The organism is Anabaena sp. UHCC 0399 (genome assembly GCF_034931465.1).
GTDB lineage: Bacteria > Cyanobacteriota > Cyanobacteriia > Cyanobacteriales > Nostocaceae > Trichormus > Trichormus minutissimus.
Genome location: NZ_JAYGGZ010000044.1, coordinates 41,899 through 62,402, shown reverse-complemented (window position 1 = coordinate 62,402; position 20,504 = coordinate 41,899). Strand labels below are relative to the sequence as shown.

Sequence of the window (20,504 nt, the reverse complement as noted above, 5' to 3'; positions counted from 1 at the left end):
ACACTTCTTCCTCGCTGCTTGGCCTGTAATCGGTATCTGGTTTACCGCTTTGGGTGTTAGCACAATGGCTTTCAACTTGAACGGTTTCAACTTCAACCAATCCATCATTGATTCTCAAGGTCGTGTCATTGCAACCTGGGCAGATGTAATCAACCGCGCTAACCTGGGTATGGAAGTAATGCACGAGCGTAACGCTCACAACTTCCCCTTAGATTTGGCTGCTGGTGAAGTTGCTCCTGTTGCTATCAGCGCACCTGCTATCAACGGTTAATCTTTAAGTCTTCGCTAATTAAAAACATCCCCCGAGAACGGGGGGTGTTTTTGTTTGTGTTGAATTTTTTGTTGATTTTGGCAAGCTTAAGCGAAAAGTATTGCATTACTTCCTACTCCCTAATAACCCACAAGCTGCTGACTTCATCTCTGTACTATGAGGCTTGATGGTGGGTGCTTGGGCAACGAGAACTACATTACCTTTGGGATCTATGACCCAACCTTGGGCTTCGATAATTTGGCTATATCTGTGGCGTTCTGACCACCGTAGGCGATGACCGACCGTCGGTCGGAGACCATCGCCTGATTTAAATTTCCCTGTATTTTCTTCTGTACGCGGCTGAAGATTATCAGCACTATTTTTCCTATCTACTGGTAATTCAATCCAGTCTGTTAGGACAGTATCATCCATCAATGTATCCGCAGGACTGGGTGTAATTCCTCCACGACCAGTGGCAATAAATGAGCTTCTCTCAATGTTATTGCTAGAATGACAAACAGAAGCAATTTGCCTAGAAGCGTCAACCAGATTTGTGGGCAGTTCTACTAAGCCTTGACTGGGATCAACATCAGGTGTGTTAATTTGTACGTCTCCATTTAATGAAGGATTTTGCTGCGAAAAGGCTGTAATGTCGTTTGTTGGCAGTTTACTAGCGTTTAACTCCTCTGGATTTTCAGTTCCTAACAACTCCACCAACTCTGCGCGAGTACGTGGTACAAATCCAAAAATGTTCTTAGCGTTAATTGTGACTTTACCTCCTGTGCCGGCGAAAGCATTGGCAGTGATATCACTATTTTCTAAAAGATTGCCAACAATAAAGCCATTAGCTGCATTGATAGTAATATTGCCGCCATCCCCTTGCGCTAATGTCTTACCTGCATTGGTAGAGATTTGACTGTCGTGGCGCATCAATAGTAAATCTTGCACTTTGAGGTTGATATTCCCACCTCGACCTGCTTCGCTTTCTGCCACCAATTTTCCTTGGTCTAGGTGGATGAAACGAGCATTGATATTGACTTCACCTGCTGCTCCTAATTTAGTGGGATCTCCGAGGTAGATAACATTTTTCTGTGCTGCGCTGCTAACAACTATTGCTCCTCCATCCTGTATAGTCAATTTCCCAGTAGTCAAAGTTAAATTGCCTGCTGCTCCAGTACCTCTTGTTGCAGTAAAAATACCACTGGGAGAATCATTAGCTGAAGTGCCATTTATTTCTACAGATTCAGAAGCGTTGATTATCACATTGCCTCCCCTACCTGTAGCTGGTACATATTGATTAGATCCTGGTAGTATTAGGACTCTACCCGCAGACTCCGTCGCTATCTTCGCTCCGTTTTCAATGCGTAAATTTCTAGTGTTGATGATGATATCGCCAGCATCCCCAACATCAGGAGTTGCAGCTAATAGTCCACTGAACAACAGAGAGCTACCAAAAACACGACTACCACTCAACTCTACATAATCTGAGGCATTGACGATCAATTTGCCACCCGAACCCAAGTCCAGCACTCCATTTTGATCTGGTGCGTTATTCATGGACTGAGCTCCAGTTTGGACTTGTGCTAAATTTTTTACAATTAGCTTACCAGTTGTAATCGTTAAGTCTCCGGCGTTTCCAGAACCAAAAGTCCTGGTTGTCAAAGGTGTACCACTAATTAGTTCTACAGATTCTGAGGCATTTATCGTTAAATGACCTCCTTGTTTAGAACCCAAAGTATTAGCTAAAAGCTGTGAAGAGCTATTAATCAATACTTCTCTACCTTGCACATGAATACTACCGCTACCTTCGCCACTCACATCTACTTGAGATGGACTGGTAGGAGTGCCTAAAGTTTTCCTTGTTAGTTGAACGTTTTGAAAATCTCTAACGTTTTCGTATCCCAGAACCCAACCTTGATTTGTAGAGTTGATCTTGACTACACTATTCGCACCGACGCTTCCTAGCTCAATTCTTCCTGATTTTGCAGTTAAATTTCCACTCGCCAATGTCAACTCACCGCCTACCAGTGCCAAGGTTTTATTTGACTGCACCTGTAAACCAGCAGGATTATTTAAACGATTGGTTGCTCCTCTGAGACTGGCTTGGGATTGATTGCGTATTGCTGCCGTCGTAGTTCCAAATTGTAAGCCAATGGGAACATCTATGGACAATAACGGCGCAGTTTGAGGGTTTGCGGTACTAAATTGGAGATTATTAGCAAAATTTATACTAGTAGCGGTGCTAGCTAAAAACGAACCTTGAATATCTAAAGCAGCATGAGAACCAAAAATAATTCCGTTGGGGTTAATCAAAAATAAGTTAGCTGTTCCGTTAGTTTTCAGGATGCCATCAATACTAGAGATAGAATTTCCAGTTACTCGACTGATAATGTTTTGAATATTTGTAGCGTTATTAAAATAGGCTGTATTGCCAGTAGACACAGAAAACTGATCAAAGCTATGAAATAGATTATTTCCACGAATTGCCCCGCCATCTATTTGATCAATAGTTTGACCATTAATCAAGTTAGGTGTGATAACTGAGTTCTCAGCACCCAAGGTGTCATCCTTCCTGATTTGGGCAAAGGCACAATCTCCAAAAACAGCAGATATGCTAGCAATTGCTAAAGCACTTACTAGACTGAAGTTAGAATGGCGATCGCTGCGACTTTGATACATGGAAAAATGTTTACCACAAGTTGTTGCATTCTAGCAATATTGACCGAATACTTCGCGGTGTGCAAGCCCTAGAGCTAAAGTCCCCTTTTCAGTGGCTCTTATAGAGTTGGGGTAGGATTCATCTACCTCACCCAACCGAGAAACGCTATAAATGCACTCGTGAAACCAAGAATTACGGTGTCAATTAGCTAACCCGTGTTCTAAAGCAAAACGAACTAATTCGGTGCGACTATTCGTACCCGTTTTACTGAACAAACGACTGACGTATTTTTCTACATTTCGCACACTGGTTTCTAAGCGGCGGGCGATTTCTTTATTCATTAACCCTTCGGCTACCAGGTTTAAAACGCTTTGTTCCCTGGGGGTCAAGTCGATTTTGAAGGGAGCTGGAGATTGAGAAATTGCACTTTTTTGCGTCAGTAAAGCTTTGATTTGGGCAATTTGATTGGCTAGTTCAGCAATGTCAGGTGTTTCGCCTTCTTGACCTGGAAATTGCTGCTTCGCAGTGCGCCGGGCAAGTAAATTTTCTACAATTGCTATTAGTTCATCTGGATCGAAGGGTTTAGGGAGATAGGCATCAACACCAGCTTGATAACCTTGGATGCGATCGCTAGTCATGCCTTTTGCTGTTAAAAATACCACAGGCAGGGATTGAAAGCGGGGGTCATCGCGTAATTGCTTGAGAAATTGATAGCCGTCTACCTGGGGCATCATAATGTCAGAAATTACCAGATCGGGTGTATTTTGCTGCATCAAATCCCAACCTTCACGGGCATTACTGGCGACTTGAACGCCGAAACCGCTTTCTTGTAAATAGTCTTTTACGGCTTCTCGTAATCCGGGTTCATCATCTACCAGTAACAATTGTGCTGACATCGAATATTTCCTTAAGGTCTACCTATCTCCAATGTAGCGAATCCTTGATCTAAAATTCAAATTTCTTAGATCCATTCAATTGTTTTGGCGAGTTCTGGTAGCTTGGCATCCCGTTGTCCCTCAGCCCGTGCTTTGGCGTTAAATAGGCCAATGGGAGTATCTAATAAATCTATCAATTTACCTTTACCAGCGATCGCTCTGATACTATCCCGTGGCAATTCCTTGAGTAACCAACGTATTAAACGATAGCTAATATCTTGAGGTTTCATATCTGGCATTAAGGCTACGCCGTGCAGTTCATGTAAATAACGATTAGAGCGTCCGTATCGCTGCCATTGACTAGCTAATTCCTTGAATGTGCTACGGTGACGGTGTTGAACAATGGCAATAGGGGCAAATTCTAACCGCCCAGTGTTTTGTTGCAAAATGCGCCAACAAATATCTGCATCACCGCCAGTAGTCAGATGAGGGCGAAATAAACCCGATGTAGCGAAAGCAGTGCGACGAATTGCTAAGTTAGCCGTTTGACCGTAGGGACAAAAGGGATGAGCAAGGGTATGCTTTTGGGAGAGAGTTTCTTGACGGTCTGCGTGTTGTTCTAAGAAAGTTTTACCTGGTAATGCTGCAATTTCTCCAGCTACAATCACTACGTCTTGGTTGACAAAAGGCTGAATTAATGCTTCTAGCCATTGGGGTTGAGGACGACAATCTGCATCTGTAAAAGCCAAAATTTCCCCCACCGCCGCCCGAATCCCCGTATTACGAGCTGCATAAGAGCTTTGAATTTGGTTTTCGCTCAAAGGGTGAATGGTAATTGGGCAATTGGCAGCTGTTGTTTGGAGATAGCTGAGGGTGCGATCGCTACTATTATTATCTACCAGTAGGTACTCTACCCTATCTTTGGGGTAGGTTTGAGACACCAGACAGTTAATTAAGTCTGGTAAATCTGCCTCACCGTTATAAATAGGAACAACCACCGAAACCATAGGCAAGAAGCTGTTGGCGGTGGTTGGATCAATTTCCTGATAATTCATAGAGCCTGTAATTGTGGATAAAAGGGTGTAGGTAATTCGTAATTCGTAATTCGTAATTAGGGGATGAAGAGGTATAGGGGAGAAATTTTTAGCCCAATACACCGTCCCCTGTCCCCTGTCACCTGTCCCCTATCACCTTGTTAAGGCTCAAAAAATGCTGATATATGAACACCTGGTAACGAAATCGCACATGGAATATTTAGAATTTCAAATCGCGGGCGCGAGTGCTTAAGGATGGAGATGTTTGATTGATGGGAGGTTGGGCAAAGGTATTAGTAGATAAAATTGCGATCGCTCGGCTATATTGAGGGTCGTTGGGAGTACCAATCAGACTGGGGTTGGACGCTAGCTGGCGTTCCTGTGCCTCTGTCAAGTCTAACTTGATATCTGGCGCAATCCCTTTTTGGTTGATATCTGTACCGTTGGGGGTGTAGTAGTGGGCAATGGTAACAGCCATCCCCGAACCATCTGATAATTCATGGACTGACTGCACTAAGGCTTTACCAAAGGTTTGACTACCAACAACTACTGCCCGCTTATTATCCTTGAGCGCACCTGTAAGAATTTCACTGGCACTGGCGGAATTACCATCTACTAATACTGCCAAGGGCAGTTTTGTTAAAGCGGTGCGATTGGCTTTAGTGTCTTCATTGACTCCCTTACGGTTAACTGTGCGAACAATGCCGCCATCATCTAACCACATCCGAGCAATTTCGATGCTGGACTGCAATAACCCGCCAGGATTACCGCGCAAGTCTAACACGAAAGCATCCACTTTTTTACCGTTCAGGTCTCGAATTGCTCGGTGCATTTGTTCGGCGGCGTGGCCGCTAAACTCGCGTAACCGAATGTAACCAATCCGGCGATTTCCTTCTTGCTTGACGCTGGAATAAACTGTTGGCACTTCGATAGTTGCCCGTGTTAACTTCACGTCAAAGGCATTGCGCCCACTGCGTCCTAAGCGGAGTGTAATGTTACTACCTGCTTTACCGCGAATTAATTTGGAGGCATCGTCTATTTTCATCGACTGAGTAGGCTTGCCATCAATAGCCAAAATCTCATCGCCAGCTTTAATTCCAGCTTTCAGGGCTGGGGAATTTTCTATTGCTTCTACAATAGTCAGTCGCTTGGTTTTTTCATTCATTTCCATGCGAATGCCAATACCAGAGACTTCCCCAGAAGTTTGACTGGTTAAGGCTTCAAACTGTTTGGGATCCATGAATCTTGTGTAAGGATCGTTGAGCAGTTGTAAAGCTTCACGAATTGCTACATAAGCTTCTTCTTTAGATGAGTAGTCTTTGCTTAATAGACTTTGCCTTGTTGCTAGCCAGTTTTTTTGATTAAAGTTGCCATCAACATATTCACTATTGACTATTTGCCATGCTTGATCAACTAATGCTTTGGGACTGTCTTGTAGAGCAGCGCGAACGCTCCGAGTCCAAGCGGGGCCAAATACGGATATAGTAGCAGTTGTGGCGATCGCTCCTCCAATCAAGGCTACTTGGAGCGGCGAGTAACGTTTCGCAGATTGGTTCATGTATATCAGCAGGAATTTACGGTGGTATTGACAGTTTAGCAATCAGGCTTTTAGGAGTTTCTTAAGTTTTTATACTCAATTTTTAGCTATGCTTCCCTCATAATTTTCCCCTCTGAATTATGTTAGGATCTTGCCTTAATTTGTGAAAAATTGTTACCCAAATTTTGAACTTTCTTTGTTACTCTAACTTAGCACTATGACAATCATGTGACAGTTGTGCAACCGTCTTATTTACACCCTATATTAATTCTCTAAGATAGCATTTCATTGCCGGAAATGTTGGTCTTTTGCAACTAAGTTAATCAGCTTTTTTGTCCTAACTCATGAGACACAACTTTACCAAAAATTCATCAATTCCTGGCAGGAGAAAATTTCGCAGATGGTTGCATTTGTTACAAAAGCTTAGTTGGGGTTTATGCTTCTTGTTTGGGAGTTGGCTAATTCTCGTCACTATCAACCTATTTCTAGCTTCTTCCCAGCCAGTAGATGCCTTTTTTGTCCTTGGTGGTAGTATCCGCCGCGAAATTTATATTGCCCAAACAGCTAAACAAAATCCACAAATTCCCATTTTAATTTCCCAGGGTTCTAAAGACCCCTGTATATGGCTAATTTTTCAACGAGAAATGGCAGATTTACAAAATGTTTGGTTGGAAAAGTGTGCTAAATCTACCTTTGAAAATTTCTACTACGGAATTCCGATTTTAAAGCGATGGGGAGTTCATAAAGTCAAATTAATTACTTCCCCTACTCACTTACCGCGAGCTAAATTGATGTCACAGATTCTTTTCGGCTCTCATCGTATGTGGGTGGAAGTTGAGGTTGTGCAAGAAGTTGGTGTTCCCGGTAATCAAGAGTCTTTGTTAAAAACTACACTAGATATCGCACGGAGCCTATTGTGGGCAGTTTTGAGCCAAATCGTTCAGCCTCAATGCTCCAACGTAACTAAACTTAGTGATGTGGATATGCAGGCTTGGCAAAGTCAAGGTTTTAAGTGCGAGCGTCAGGGGAATGTAGGTGATAGGTGACAGGTGAGACAGGTAAAGCAGAGGGAGAAAAATACAAAAATAAAAAATACAATACCAATTCCCAATTCTCATTTAGCTTAAAATCTCATCCCACTCGGACAGACAAAGGGGTTGCACTTGAATCTCCATATCAAAGCAATCCCTCGCCGCATGAGTCAAAGCAGTCATAATCGTGTCTAAACTCAAGCTTGGGGACAATTGCACAGGCTGAAAAGATTCTCCACCAAATACTTGAGTAAATAATTCTGCATCTGGCTGCAAACGCATAGAACCATGTTGCAAAATTGCGCCGCCGCGTCTTAATTGCGCGCTACCAATCAATTTTGTTCCATCTGGTAAAACTAAATCTGCACCTGTAGCCGTCCCAAAACAGTTGGGGTTATGAATGTAACCGCGTCCGGCTGTACCATAGTCTAATTGAATGCCGATCTCTTTCCATCCAGTAATCAAAAATTCGCAAATCTGCTGATAATTATGGAGACGATTACCAGCTAATCCAGAGGTGACAACAGTATAAGTTAAATCCCCTTGGTGTAACACTGCCCTACCACCTGTAGGACGGCGCACTAAATCTAAGGTCTGTCCCTTCCAAGTCAGATTTTGCCAGTGTTCAGGATATTGTCGTTGATGATAACCAAGGGAAATAGCGGGTGGCGACCAAGTATAAAATCGTAGAGTTGAAGGATAATTTCCTGATAGATGTTGCTGTAATAACCATCGGTCAATCGCCATCTGCACACTACCAGAAGCTGCTAAAAAAGGAATTAGTCGCCAAACCTGCTTGTTACCCATTGCAAATTCCGAACTATCTAAGCTGCACCAAATTCAGATTGTAAGGCTTCATCATTGTCATCCGCGATCGTCGCCACAACAGTAATTAGCCGCGAAACTTCCCCAGGCGATAACTCTGCTAAGGTGCGGGTAGAGATAACTACTACTCTGTTATCAATAATACCAAAGCGAGCTTCAAAGGTACTGGAGCAGTTCATTTCTAATAGTTGACGCATCAATTTAGGTTCATCTTTAGCAGGTAACGGGAGTACCGCCGACCAAACTGTGATTGTGTCTTCATCAGTTGTTCCAGTCAGTTGGACGAATACTTCCACACTGCCATATTTAAATTTCCACAGATAACCACCTTCTGGGGAGTGGCTGACCATTGCGCTATCATCTTGCTCTAAGGAGTCAATGACGTTCTCAATGACTTCGATATGGTTAATGCTGTTTGTTTCCACTAGTTCCTCTAAAGTCTCTTTGCTAGTTAAGGTTTCTTGGTAGCTTGTCATACAGATTTTTCTCTCAATATACTCATTGTTTTATCTACACATACTTTATAGCCTGTAAGTCAAATTAGGTTGAATTCTTGAAGGGCGAGTCTGAACGGTACGGCAGGAAGTATTAGATTTCATTTTGGAAAAATTGCTTGTAAGATGTCTTTTACTGCACCTGTCATCAGTGAAGGGTGTAGCAATTATTCATCTAACTCTGCCAAGGATGTATAAATCTATGTCCTCTCTGTCTGAAGTTGTGCAAAGTCGTGATGTCCGTCAGTTGGGAATTAACCCTAATCACTGGTATGTGGTTGCACGTACTAATGAAGTTACAAATAAATCATTGGGAATTATAATTTGGCATCAGGCGATCGCACTCTATAGAGACAGTCAAGGACAAATTCACGCTCTAGAAGACCGTTGTCCCCACCGACAAGTTAAACTCAGCCACGGACAAGTCATCAACGATGAATTAGAATGCGCCTATCATGGTTGGCGTTTCAATCATCAAGGTGAATGTGCAGCAGTTCCTTACTTAGCCGAAAATCAGAAACTTCCTAATTGCAAAATTCGGCGTTACCCAGTCAAAGAACAAGACGGTTTTATTTGGTTATTTCCTGGAGATCAAGAACCAACTGTCGAGCCTCTAGGCTTACCAGAGTGGGATCATTTAAACTATATCGCCACAGTGTCAGTGATTAATTGTCAGGCTCATTATTCTTATCTGATTGAAAACCTGATGGATATGTATCACGGACACTTGCATCAGGATTTACAAGCTTGGGCAGAAGCAACACTCCAAGACATTGATGAAAATGACCACCGTGTAGATGCTCATTATCAAGCCCAAAGTTATTACAAGATAGATAAAATTTGGTCTATTTCGCAGTTATTCTTCCCTGCACTCCGACGCTTACATCCTGAACCCCTAGATGTAAGTTACATTTATCCCCATTGGGTGTCTACACTAGGAAAGGATTTTAAAATTTATTGTTTGTTATGTCCGGTGAGTGAAACGCACACCAAAGCTTATTTAATTCATTTCACCTCATTAAACGCTTTTTGGCGATTACACAAATTGCCGGTATGGTTTCGGCGGTTTATTAAAGATAGCTTATTTGGTGCAGCCCAAAAGTTACTCGACGGTTTGGTTGTGCAAGATGTGCAAATGATTGAGGAAGAACAGCAAGCGTATTTACAAAATCCCCAAAAACGGAATTATGAGTTAAACCGCGCGTTAGTGAGTGTGCAACGGTTGATGAGGAATCAAATTAATTCGTAATTCGTAATTAACGATCGCGCACAATAGAAAGAAAAACCCAACATGAACCAGGTAGACTACCTCCGCATTAGTTTAATAGATCGCTGCAATTTTCGTTGCCAGTATTGTATGCCAGAGGGGTCAGAGCTAGACTATATCCTCAAGCAACAGCTACTTACTGATGAGGAATTGCTCACTTTAGTTCAAGAAGTTTTTATTCCTGTCGGTTTTACTCGTTTTCGGTTGACAGGGGGTGAACCGTTATTACGTCCTCGTGTGGCGGATTTGGTCAGAGCGATCGCGTCTTTCCCCGAAACTCAAGACCTCGCTATGACTACCAACGGCTTTTTACTAGCTCCCTTAGCCCAGAATCTCTATGATGCTGGTTTGCGACGCATCAATATTAGCTTAGATTCCCTTGATCCCGATATTTTTGACCAAATTATCGGCTCTCGTGGACGTTCTCGCTGGCAACAGGTTTGGGATGGGATTCAAGCGGCTTATCGTGTCGGTTTTGACCCCTTGAAGTTAAATGTAGTGGTAATTCCTGGGGTTAATGACCATGAAATTTTGGATTTAGCGGCTTTAACCATTGATAAACAGTGGCACGTCCGCTTTATTGAGTTTATGCCCATTGGTAACGGCGATTTATTTAGCGATCGCGGTTGGATATCTTCAGGCGAATTACGGCAACAAATCCGCGATCGTTGGGGATTGACAGAAGCTCAAGTTCGTGGTGCTGGCCCTGCGGATGTCTTTCAAATTCCTGGCGCGAAGGGGACATTGGGATTTATTAGTCAAATGTCAGAATGTTTTTGCGATCGCTGTAACCGGATGCGGCTGAGTGCAGATGGTTGGCTCAGACCGTGTTTATTAAATGAAACTGGTCAAATGGACTTAAAAACTGCTCTCCGTTCTGGTGTCAGCACCCAGAAATTGCAAGAACAGGTAAAAAACTTATTGGCAATCAAGCCAGAAATTAACTTTAAAGGACGCGATTCTGGTACTACAGGTAATTACAGCCGTACCATGTCACAAATTGGAGGATAAGTCACTCTTGAGCAATGAGTTCTGAGTTGTGAGTGATAGGACTTTAAACAGTCGGCACTCAGCACTCAGCACTCAGCACTCAGCACTGTCCTAAGCTTGACGTGAGTAGTATTCCACGACTAGCAGTTCATTGACTTGTAGTGCCACCCATTCCCGTTCAATGACACTGTTCACTTTACCAACTAATTTGTTTTTATCAAACTCTAAGTGGTTAGGAAGATTGGCCAAACCGGGATATTGCAAGTTAGCTTCTACCAGCTTGCGTGATTGCGCTCTGTCTCTGACAGCAACAACTTCTCCGGGACGAGTTTGGTAGCTGGCGATATTCACCACACGACCATTAACTGTGACGTGACCGTGATTTACCAACTGGCGAGCGGCTGGGATGGTAGGGGCCATACCCAAGCGGAAAACTGTATTATCCAAGCGCATTTCTAGCAGTTGCAATAACACTTGTCCAGTAGAACCAGTTACCCGTCTAGCTTTACGGACATAACGTAATAGCTGCTTTTCCGTTACACCGTAGTTACAACGCAGCTTTTGCTTTTCTTCTAAACGGACAGCATATTCAGAACGCTTCTTGCGATTCTGACCATGCTGACCTGGCGGATAGGCGCGTCTTGCGCTCTTACGAGTTAATCCTGGCAATTCGCCTAAGCGACGTACAATTCTAAGGCGTGGCCCTCTGTATCGGGACATGAGTTTCCTTAATCTAATCCTGTTTAAATTTTACTCAGACATACTATTATAAATACCAGCTATTCAGAAATGCAAAAATGATTTCATTGAATCGCTAAAAATTTATCTTCTCTTGGGGATGGGGCATATAAATTCAAAATTCAAAATTGAATAACCTCTGTTACCCTACTCCTCTGCTCCACTCTATGGGAACGCTATCAGCGACTGCTCCCCTGCACCTCTACACTTTTTGTCTTTTTCAAAGATTTTTCTTCCTGTTCTTTGGTTTTGCCTGATTTGCAAAAGATTTGTTGCACATTTGAGTTAGCATAACTTTGGGTGTTTGAAGAACGGTAATGTGCATAACAAAGGTTAGTGGGGAGAAAATCAAAAATGACCTTTAAAACTCGTCTAATTCGGCTGATAGCACCAGTTTTGGCTGTAGGTAGCTGTGTAGGGATGAGTGTCCCTAGCATAGCTGCTGACAATGATTATCGCGCCTGTGCCGGCAGACTTTTAAGTGTGGGTGTGAGTGAGCAAGCAACCTCAGAGGCTTGTGCTACGGCTTTGCGTCCAACAGACTTATCGGCGTGTGTGGTTTTTATTGACAAGCGCACGGATATAAGTGCTACTGATGCCCTACCTGGTTGTAGGCAAGCAAGACGGCCAAAGGAATTAGCCACCTGTGTCGTTTCAGTGAGCAAAAATACTCAGGAAACAATTAATCCAGATGCCTTAAATTACTGTGGGCGCAGTTTATTACCAGAACGCTTTGCTCAGTGTGTAATAGGTTTGCGTAGTCAGATTAAGATTGAGCCTAATCAAGCATTAAATACTTGTATTGATGGTAGCGATCGCATTAGTGGTTTTGTCCCTACATCGACTTCACCACTCCAACCACCCACAATATTCAATCCTAACTTGGAGAGTGAACCAATTCCTGAAAGTCCTACCAACTAATAGATAAGCTCAGGACTTACACAAGTATCTGAGATTTCTAGTTGAGGCTGTCAATAGTCCAAAGAAGCTTGATTTTTCAGCATTTACTTTGGACTATTGGCATTGACTGAAGTTATATATTATTGGAAGCAACCCGATGAATTGCAGCCCTTCCTTAAACAAGGATTTAGTGGAGTTGGGCTAATATTTTTTTACGTCTAAACCATAGAACGCTAGTACGGCACAGCGAACGTAATTCACAAATTGTTTGATATGTCAAGGCTGTTTCTTTTGCCTTCTCGGACTAATTTGCTTAACCAATATGATAGTTAAAACCCAACATAGACACAGACGATAGCCATCTGCTAGTTCAGCAAATATACCTTAATCAGATGTTGCTTTTTGGCTAATAGCTAGCACAATCTGCTTATAGCTGCTATGCAGATGCTCGTTTGTGACTTCTGGGACTGTTTGTTGTGTTACTGATTGTTAGGTTGGTTAAAAAAATCACTTGCTTTGGTTCGTGCTTAGTCCTCTTTTCTCCCAAACACCATCTGTAAAATCATGGGAATACCACCAGCTTGATGATATTTGTCTGCCCAAGCTCGGATGATTTCATCTAATTCTTCCATAGCTTGATCCCATTTTTCAGGCGGTACATCTAGCTCTTCTAAAGCACGCATGGCGTTTGGTCGTCTTTCTGCCCAATCTTTCATCATGCGGAAATACCGAGCGGTATCTTCTACCATGATGTAGGTACGCTCTTGGTCATCGGCTGGAGCGTAGAAGGGGCGAGTTAGAGCGTAAAAAGGCATTCCCCAAGGTGAATCAATCCGTGTCACCGTGCCTGAGTAGAGCAGACGACGCTTGATATGCTCTCCTAAGGCCTCGCTCAAAGGCATCTGGTGTTCTAATGGTAAGTCCTCTTGCGATCGCTTGTGGAGAAACTCAATTAGTTCCAGAAACTCAAATGATGTGACTAACTGAGCATCAGGAAGATTACTAGGTAATTTCTGCTCAATTTGTTTCTTTTCTTCACTTGTTAAACTTGTTCCAGGAATGCGGGATCTACCTGGTTGCCAAGGAAACTGTTCCATCCAAACATAAGGAAACTGAATCAAATAGCGAGGCTCTTGAGAACCCAACATCTTTAACAGTTTGCCTTCCATTAAGGCTTGTCTGACTTCCTCAACGATAATTTTGACTCGTTTTGGCTCTAGATGGTGCAAATGGCCAGTCATCCGCAGATTTTGACCTTGCTCTAGATATGTCATGTAAATCGCACACTTAGCGGCGGTGGCTGCTGCGTCTAAGAATGCGCCATGTCTATGCCCACTTGTCCTCATGGCACTAAAGGCCAGATATAGCATGATCTGATCCATCGCACTGGGGCCAAGACGTTTGATCAGATCGATGTCGTTACTCATATTACAAATAGTTGAATAGCACGTATTAGTCTAAAAAAGTAATTGAAATACACCTAATGGCAGGTTTTATCGCCACGCCAGATGTATATTATGGGTTTTGTAAGTAATAATTTGTATTCAAATTACCCGTTCCTCCATACTGTAATTGGATATAAGTAGCAAAAGCACTGCTACTAGAGTTATTCCTGTATCTTACCGAAAAATCGCGGATTAACAGCCTGAATTTACCCATGATACCTTTGTAAGTCACTTAAGAACTATATATATGGCTCTAATAAGTAACCTACAGGGACTTTCTTCAGTATCCGGATTTTCTCTGCCCTTTATCTAGTAACACTCAGCAATGCTAATCACCAACAAGTTTGGCTACCTACCAGATTTGGGAGATAGCATTACCTTAAATATAGTTACTGAAGTTTTAGATTCAGAACGTCTGTGGTGTCAGTGACTTTCAGACTCTAGAAAAACTTGCGGATAGGCAAATTCTCTGAGAACACAGGCAGTAATCGCTTTAAAAAGGTCACTTAGCAACCCAATTAACACTTAGGGCATCAGTAGGGTATTTTTAAGTACCACGCCCCTTGCAACTTTTCTGTATCTTTATTGCCAGATAGTTAGTTGCCGAGAGGAAAATCACAGATGTTAAATAAGGCAGATAGTTCAAATTTGACCATATGTTTTATTTGCTCACAACATAATATTCTATATTTAGCTGTTCTTGCATTAAATTTATCTGAATTAGTGTATTCTTAATCTTTTCCTTCTTAATCTTTAAAATAGGCGATTAACAGCCCATAATTTGTCAGAGTAAATTATCAAAGTTTAATGACATTTGCATCGACAAGCATTAGTAAAAACTAAAAATTTTGTTCTCAAATGCTTAATTGGTAACGATATTCGCTCAACTACAATCTAAATACAGGTATGCTGCAAGCTTTTACGTAATTCGTGGTTTATCATACCATATAAGTAAAAGCTATATATTTCATAACCTCAGCTTTTATATAGGTTTTCAGGGTTTGATCTGTAGCCAGATGGTAGAAACTTTAGTATAAATTCTTTGGCTAAATTTATACGTCTTATACGTCAAAAATTTTGGCTTTAGGGCATGATGAGATATATGCCACGAGGTTATCTTAATTTTTCCATGTTGATATTTCTCGCTAATTTTATTGATATAAGATAAGGTCAGGTTCAATTTTCACTACTGGATGATGGGTTGGGATTTCTAGTTTTGCCAAAGCTGAAAGCAGCTGCGCCAAAAGTAACGCATAACACTCCCAAAATCTGGACAATGTTTAAAGTTTCTTGCAGAACTAAGCCAGCAAAAATTACAGTTAAAATAGGTACACCTGCGCCAATAATTGCCGATCGCGGCGCGCCTAATTTGCTAACTCCCAAGTGATTGCATACATACCCTACAAGGGTCAAGACACCCAAAATCGCAGCACTTAAAACAATTTCTAGTACCTTAGATGGGTCAACGGTCAAACTCCAATTATTGGGTAAAGGCAACATCAAAAAGATAAAACTTAAAGCCAACATGGTGGCGAAGTTCACGAAGGTCAAAGAGACTGGATGTATTTTAGTAGCAGAGGCTCGCGTTAAGAGTAAGTAACAAGCAAAAGCTACTCCTGCGAGAATTGCGGTGATCCCACCCAATGAATTATTTCCAGTCACACCAGCAGTAATGAGAGTACCACCAAAAACTAGTAATTCACCGCAGAAAATTGCGGCGAGGGAGATGGAGCGAAATCCACTAGGGCGATCGCGCAACAAGAACCAAGATAAAATACTAACAACAACAGGGTAAACAAAGAATAGAGCGATCGCTGTGCCAGTAGTAACTTGACCGATAGCAAAGTAAATCAAAACTTGCGATAAAAACAGAAAGCAGCCGCTAGCAATGATTAACTGCACACCACTTTGTCGTTTACCACGAGTAGCACCAGATTTTTTCCCTAGGGACTCCTTGAGACTTTGTAAGTCTTCCCATACTTGGGGGTGCATCATGGGAGCTAAAAGCATCATTAGTGGTACTACCACCATCAACCGCAAAGTGAGAATTAACATAATATTTCCCACGGTCGGCGAAATTAAACCTGCTATTTCCAACACAGCAGAGGTTTGAGAAGTTTTATAAAACATCCCCTTGATGGCTACGTTGTACAGCGATGACATGACAGCAGATGCAACTATCAATAAGAAGCCAATCTGGACTGGTGATAAGTTAGAGGAACTGCGGGATTTATTGGTAGGAGATGGTGATCCCCGCTTGGATGCTGACGCAGATTGTGGGGACGGATTGTCATTTTGGATTACAGAGATTGGCTCTTTGCCTTTCCCTTTAGTTGAGGAAGATTCAGGTTTGGGTGAAAAAATCGATTCAGTCAGTTTTTCTGGTGGTGGTGATGTAATCTTAGTCACCGATATCCCCGGACGCAAAACCGAAACGGGTTCAGGTGGTGGAGATTTGATTTCCCTTGAGGTGATCTCAGTCTCAGATATTTCCGGCTGTAAAACAGAAATCGGTTCAGGCGGTGAGGCTGTTGATTCAGCAGTTTTTGGTGCTGCTGGTGGGACTCTAATTGGTGTTGACTGTGGGGGTACAGGGGGTTTTTCTGTAACGGGAGAAACTGATTGAGCCTGAATCTGAGTAACTTGTTCTACGGATGGAGGTGTTTGGAAGGAAGCGGGAGATTGGACTTCCGGCGGTTGTAATACTGTCGGTGGAGATAAATTCACCACTTTGGCAGTATTGGAAGGTTGAATTTCGGGAGGCTGTAATACTGTAGAGGGAGATGATTTAGCTACTAATTGTGAGGTTTCTTGAATCGTTTTTGTTAGATCCCCACGCAGTTGACTGATGAAATCCTCTAAAATGGTCTCCCCTTGTTGCTGTTGGCTGTACATCCGAGACAGCTGTTGGGACAGATTACTTTGATAGTTCTTGAGTTCTTGTTGGAGGGAATTAAAGGCGATCGTCAAGTTATCATCCAAACTACCAAGCATTTTTTCTGCTGGCTGTTGGTTTCCAGTGACAATGTTGCTACTTTGGGCTGACTTGAGTGCAGCAATTTGATTCTCTGTTTGGCTAGCTATCTTCGCTAGTGATGATTGCAGTTGTGAACAGATGTGCTTGGCTAAAGCTTCTGATAACTGACGGATTAATACTTGTTGTTCCGTAATCCGCCTAACTTCTTGTAAGTGTTCTTTTTCTTCGACTAATTGATGAATTTCATCTGCTAAACGGTCTTTCTCGCCTTGTAGCCGTTTAACATCTTCTTGTAAGGATTTAAGTACACTTTGTTGGAGGTTTTCTAAATCCTCAACAACAGCCAATAGAGCTGATTCTGCTGCTCTGGATATGTCGCCTCGGACTCGTGGGTTGTCTGGTCGCTTCTCAAATCGCCCCATTAGTTTCTAACCTCTATACACCTTGACGATAAAGCTGCTTCCTGTAAAATTTGTGGCACTCATACTCAGTTTCTTGTATTTTGTCAGATAAAATAGAAAATCTTCACAGGACTTACGGATATCAACGCCATTGTGTCATGCTTACCCCAGTATTGACAAAGCATATTATGTGACTCACAGATTGACTATACTGTGTTTTTTTCATATCACAGACCTTTCAGCACTTCATCCGTCTGATTTTCATGATTCTCTGACCCAGTAAGATATTTTCTCGTGAAAAAATCTCACCTAAATATAAATACTTGTTATTTTTGTAGCAATAGCAATTAATAGCTGGTTGCAATTATGTAGGTGATTTATAAAAAACTGCTAGAGGAGTTTCAAGTTACAGGTAATTTTTACAGAATGTAGCTTTTATAACAATTTATAGCTTCGATTCAGGGAGAAATTCAAATCAGCCCTTAAGAAGCATTTTAATTAATTAAATGCCATTCTGCCAAAATAAATTCTAGTTTTTGCGTTATTAGCAGAGAGTAATAACAATTGACATTAAACAAAAGCCATCCGAGCAATGCTAAAGATGGTCGCACTGAGAACTGCACTGATAGGAACAGTCACTAGCCAAGCGGCGGCTATACCCTTGAGGGTTTGAAATTTCACCGAATTTATATCTTGCACCAGACCAATACCGACTACACCACCAACGAGGGCGTGAGAGGTGGAAACAGGTAAACCTAGCCGAGAGGCGATGAGGATGGTGGTAGCTGTGGCGAGTTCAGCACAAAATCCACTACTGGGTTGTAAGGCGATGATATTTTCGCCAATAGTAGCGATCACTTTTTTACCCCAAACAGCTAGACCAGCAACAATTCCAGCACCACCAAGAATTAAGATCCATAGGGGAATATTAATGCCTGCTGTTGGTACTTGGCCCGTGCGATTGATATAAACGATCGCCGCTACAGGTGCGATCGCATTACCGACATCATTAGAACCATGTGCAAAGGCGACAAAGCAAGCACTTAGGACTTGGAAACGGGCAAATAGGGATTCGGTGTTGGTGTTGACTGGGTTGAAATTTTCCTTGTCCCCTGCCCTCTGCCCCATGCCCCCTAACTCCTCTAGCTGTCGCCAACTAAAAACAGTCAGTGTAACTGCGGCTACTGCACCTGTGATCAAGGGGATGTCGTGGGGTGGAATGTGAATACCGAATTGGGCAATTAAAAAATTGGTTACGGGTTGAGTGAAAGAAGGTAGGACAATTACACCAAAAGCCCCGATGAGAATTGCACTCAACCAGGGAATCCACTCTTGTAGTTGTTTGGTTTGATGAGGTTGATCCAAAATCCAGTGTTTGATTTGACTATAGAATAAAGCGGCGATCGCTCCACTGATAACTGGTGTTAAAATCCAACCAACAGTGATTGAGCCAATGGTTGACCAATCAATCGCCTCTATGCCTAAAGCTACCCAACTAAAACCAGCGATCGCACCGACGACTGCATGGGAGGAAGATACAGGTAAACCCTTTGCTGTAGCAATTTGCAACCATACACCAGAAGAAATAAGCACTGTGATCATCCCAGTAGCTAAAACTTGGGGTGTCGCCGCAAATAAGTTAGGGTTGGCTACTTTTGTTGCTAGGGTGGCTGTCACCTGATGACCGAATAAAACAGCACCAGTAAACTCTAATACCCCAGCAATAATTAGTGCCTGCTTCAGAGTAATAGCTTTAGAACCAACGGAAGTTCCCATTGCATTAGCAACGTCGTTAGCTCCCAGATTCCAAGCTACATAGAAGGCTAGTAGGGCTACTATCAGTAATGTAATCGGTATTTCCATATTGGGGGATAGGGGGGAAGACCCAGAGATCAATTAAAAATTAAAAATTAAAAATTAAAAATTTTTGGAAGGGAGACAAAGGAGACAAGGGAAAGATTATTTTCAATTCCCTAGTCCTCAGTCCCCAACCTAGGGATAGATGAGAATTTTGTAGGTTTCTGGGGTAGGTGCGATCGCTTGGTCTACGGCTGCTGATAAGTCTTTTAGGGGGTAGCGATCGCTGATTAAGGCTTGCACGTCAATGCGACGATTAAATACAATATCTGCCGAGAGATTTTGCAGGCGATAGGAGGAACTGTAGCTACCCATGAGGTCTATTTCTCGACGGTAGAGAAGATTGGGATTAATAGGAATTTCTACTTCGTCGGGAAATTCGGCGAAAAATAGGATTTTGCCACCTTTCCGAGTACAGTCTAGGGCTTGAAAGAAAGCTTTTTCGCTGGGGACAGCTAGCAACGTGACATCAACACCTAGTCCACCAGTAAGGGCATGAATTTTGGCTGGTAAATCAGGATCACGTGCGTCAAAAGCTGCTTCTGCACCAACATTTACAGCTTTTTCAATTCTAGAGGGTAATAAATCAGTGGCGATCGCTTCTGCCCCGAAATACTTCACCAGCATGATAAACATTAAACCAATTGGCCCTGCACCAGTTACTAAAACAGTCTGTCCGGGGGCAATTTGCGCTTTTTTCACTGCCTTTAAACAGCAGTTGGTAGGCTCAACAAAACTGGCTTCTTCAAAACTAATACTGTCAGGAATCGGGATTAACCCGCCATTCTGCACAATATGACCTGGAACTTTGACATACTCAGCAAAGCCGCCGCCACTGGCGTTAAAACCTGCGGTGGTGGAGATATTTTTGTACAGATCGCACATGGAGAAATTATCATTCATGCAGTAGGCACAACGCATACAAGGTATGTGGTGCATGACTGCTACCCGTTGTCCTACCTGCCAACCTAGCACTTGCGAACCTACTGCGGCGATCGTCCCGGCTGTTTCATGGCCAAAGATGCGCGGTGGTTCATAAAGTGGATAACGAATTTTTTTTATATCTGACTGACATAAGCCAACTACTTCCACCTGTACCAAAACTTCGTCTGCTTCCAGATTCGGTACGGGGATCTCTTCGTAAGAGAGTTGATTTACACCTCTAAATACCTGTGCTTTCACGTTGATTTTCCACTGCTCAACGTTAATAGATGTAACATTAGT

The 20,504-nt window shown here is 42.6% G+C and carries 15 protein-coding genes and 1 pseudogene; 5 read left to right on the top strand and 11 right to left on the bottom strand.

The features are described 5' to 3' along the window. Nucleotides 1-271, top strand: a pseudogene (locus VB693_RS21395) (photosystem II q(b) protein); the annotation flags it as partial. A gap of 105 nt (nucleotides 272-376) precedes the next feature. Here the strand turns inward: VB693_RS21395 and VB693_RS21390 are convergent. The 4 genes from VB693_RS21390 to ctpB form a co-directional block, all read right to left on the bottom strand. Continuing rightward, on the bottom strand, nucleotides 377-2,929 hold the full coding sequence (locus tag VB693_RS21390; protein WP_323268021.1) for a filamentous hemagglutinin N-terminal domain-containing protein: 2,553 nt from the start codon (nucleotides 2,927-2,929) through the stop codon (nucleotides 377-379). A gap of 180 nt (nucleotides 2,930-3,109) precedes the next feature. Next, nucleotides 3,110-3,805, bottom strand: coding sequence for a response regulator (locus tag VB693_RS21385; protein ID WP_190700782.1), 696 nt, complete (start codon nucleotides 3,803-3,805; stop codon nucleotides 3,110-3,112). 65 nt (nucleotides 3,806-3,870) lie between these two features. Further along, entirely contained in the window at nucleotides 3,871-4,839 is a 969-nt protein-coding gene (locus VB693_RS21380; protein WP_323268024.1) for a glycosyltransferase, read from the bottom strand. Nucleotides 4,840-5,038: 199 nt separating this feature from the next. After that, complete coding sequence (gene ctpB / locus VB693_RS21375; protein ID WP_323268020.1) at nucleotides 5,039-6,376, bottom strand: carboxyl-terminal processing protease CtpB; 1,338 nt, start codon at nucleotides 6,374-6,376, stop codon at nucleotides 5,039-5,041. 323 nt (nucleotides 6,377-6,699) lie between these two features. On the opposite strand from ctpB, the gene VB693_RS21370 reads away from it, so the two are divergent. Further along, nucleotides 6,700-7,401, top strand: coding sequence for a YdcF family protein (locus VB693_RS21370; protein ID WP_323268019.1), 702 nt, complete (start codon nucleotides 6,700-6,702; stop codon nucleotides 7,399-7,401). A 72-nt stretch (nucleotides 7,402-7,473) separates the two neighbouring features. On the opposite strand, the gene VB693_RS21365 is transcribed toward VB693_RS21370, so the two are convergent. Next, complete coding sequence (locus VB693_RS21365; protein ID WP_323268018.1) at nucleotides 7,474-8,193, bottom strand: biotin/lipoate A/B protein ligase family protein; 720 nt, start codon at nucleotides 8,191-8,193, stop codon at nucleotides 7,474-7,476. A 17-nt stretch (nucleotides 8,194-8,210) separates the two neighbouring features. Then, the gene (locus VB693_RS21360) at nucleotides 8,211-8,687 is read right to left on the bottom strand and encodes a YbjN domain-containing protein (protein ID WP_323268017.1); all 477 of its coding nucleotides are present in this window, start codon (nucleotides 8,685-8,687) and stop codon (nucleotides 8,211-8,213) included. A gap of 220 nt (nucleotides 8,688-8,907) precedes the next feature. On the opposite strand from VB693_RS21360, the gene VB693_RS21355 reads away from it, so the two are divergent. Beyond that, the gene (locus VB693_RS21355) at nucleotides 8,908-9,954 is read left to right on the top strand and encodes an aromatic ring-hydroxylating dioxygenase subunit alpha (RefSeq protein ID WP_323268016.1); all 1,047 of its coding nucleotides are present in this window, start codon (nucleotides 8,908-8,910) and stop codon (nucleotides 9,952-9,954) included. A 42-nt stretch (nucleotides 9,955-9,996) separates the two neighbouring features. After that, nucleotides 9,997-10,983, top strand: coding sequence for a GTP 3',8-cyclase MoaA (gene moaA / locus VB693_RS21350; protein ID WP_323268015.1), 987 nt, complete (start codon nucleotides 9,997-9,999; stop codon nucleotides 10,981-10,983). Between the two features lie 90 nt (nucleotides 10,984-11,073). On the opposite strand, the gene rpsD is transcribed toward moaA, so the two are convergent. Continuing rightward, on the bottom strand, nucleotides 11,074-11,682 hold the full coding sequence (rpsD, locus tag VB693_RS21345; protein WP_190700755.1) for a 30S ribosomal protein S4: 609 nt from the start codon (nucleotides 11,680-11,682) through the stop codon (nucleotides 11,074-11,076). A 372-nt stretch (nucleotides 11,683-12,054) separates the two neighbouring features. Here rpsD and VB693_RS21340 point away from each other — a divergent pair, with 372 nt between their 5' ends. Beyond that, nucleotides 12,055-12,621 (top strand): hypothetical protein, encoded by a 567-nt coding sequence (locus VB693_RS21340; RefSeq protein ID WP_323268014.1) that lies wholly within the window; start codon nucleotides 12,055-12,057, stop codon nucleotides 12,619-12,621. 506 nt (nucleotides 12,622-13,127) lie between these two features. Here VB693_RS21340 and hetR read toward each other — a convergent pair. From hetR to VB693_RS21320, 4 genes are all read right to left on the bottom strand, one after another. Then, nucleotides 13,128-14,027 carry a heterocyst differentiation master regulator HetR gene (gene hetR / locus VB693_RS21335; RefSeq protein WP_190700749.1) on the bottom strand — a complete coding sequence of 300 codons (900 nt, stop codon included), beginning with the start codon at nucleotides 14,025-14,027 and terminating at the stop codon, nucleotides 13,128-13,130. A 1,194-nt stretch (nucleotides 14,028-15,221) separates the two neighbouring features. Then, the gene (locus VB693_RS21330; RefSeq protein WP_323268013.1) at nucleotides 15,222-17,444 is read right to left on the bottom strand and encodes an EamA family transporter; all 2,223 of its coding nucleotides are present in this window, start codon (nucleotides 17,442-17,444) and stop codon (nucleotides 15,222-15,224) included. A 549-nt stretch (nucleotides 17,445-17,993) separates the two neighbouring features. Then, complete coding sequence (locus VB693_RS21325; RefSeq protein WP_416233409.1) at nucleotides 17,994-19,286, bottom strand: inorganic phosphate transporter; 1,293 nt, start codon at nucleotides 19,284-19,286, stop codon at nucleotides 17,994-17,996. A gap of 129 nt (nucleotides 19,287-19,415) precedes the next feature. After that, nucleotides 19,416-20,462 (bottom strand): zinc-dependent dehydrogenase, encoded by a 1,047-nt coding sequence (locus VB693_RS21320; protein WP_323268012.1) that lies wholly within the window; start codon nucleotides 20,460-20,462, stop codon nucleotides 19,416-19,418. Nucleotides 20,463-20,504: the final 42 nt, after the last annotated feature.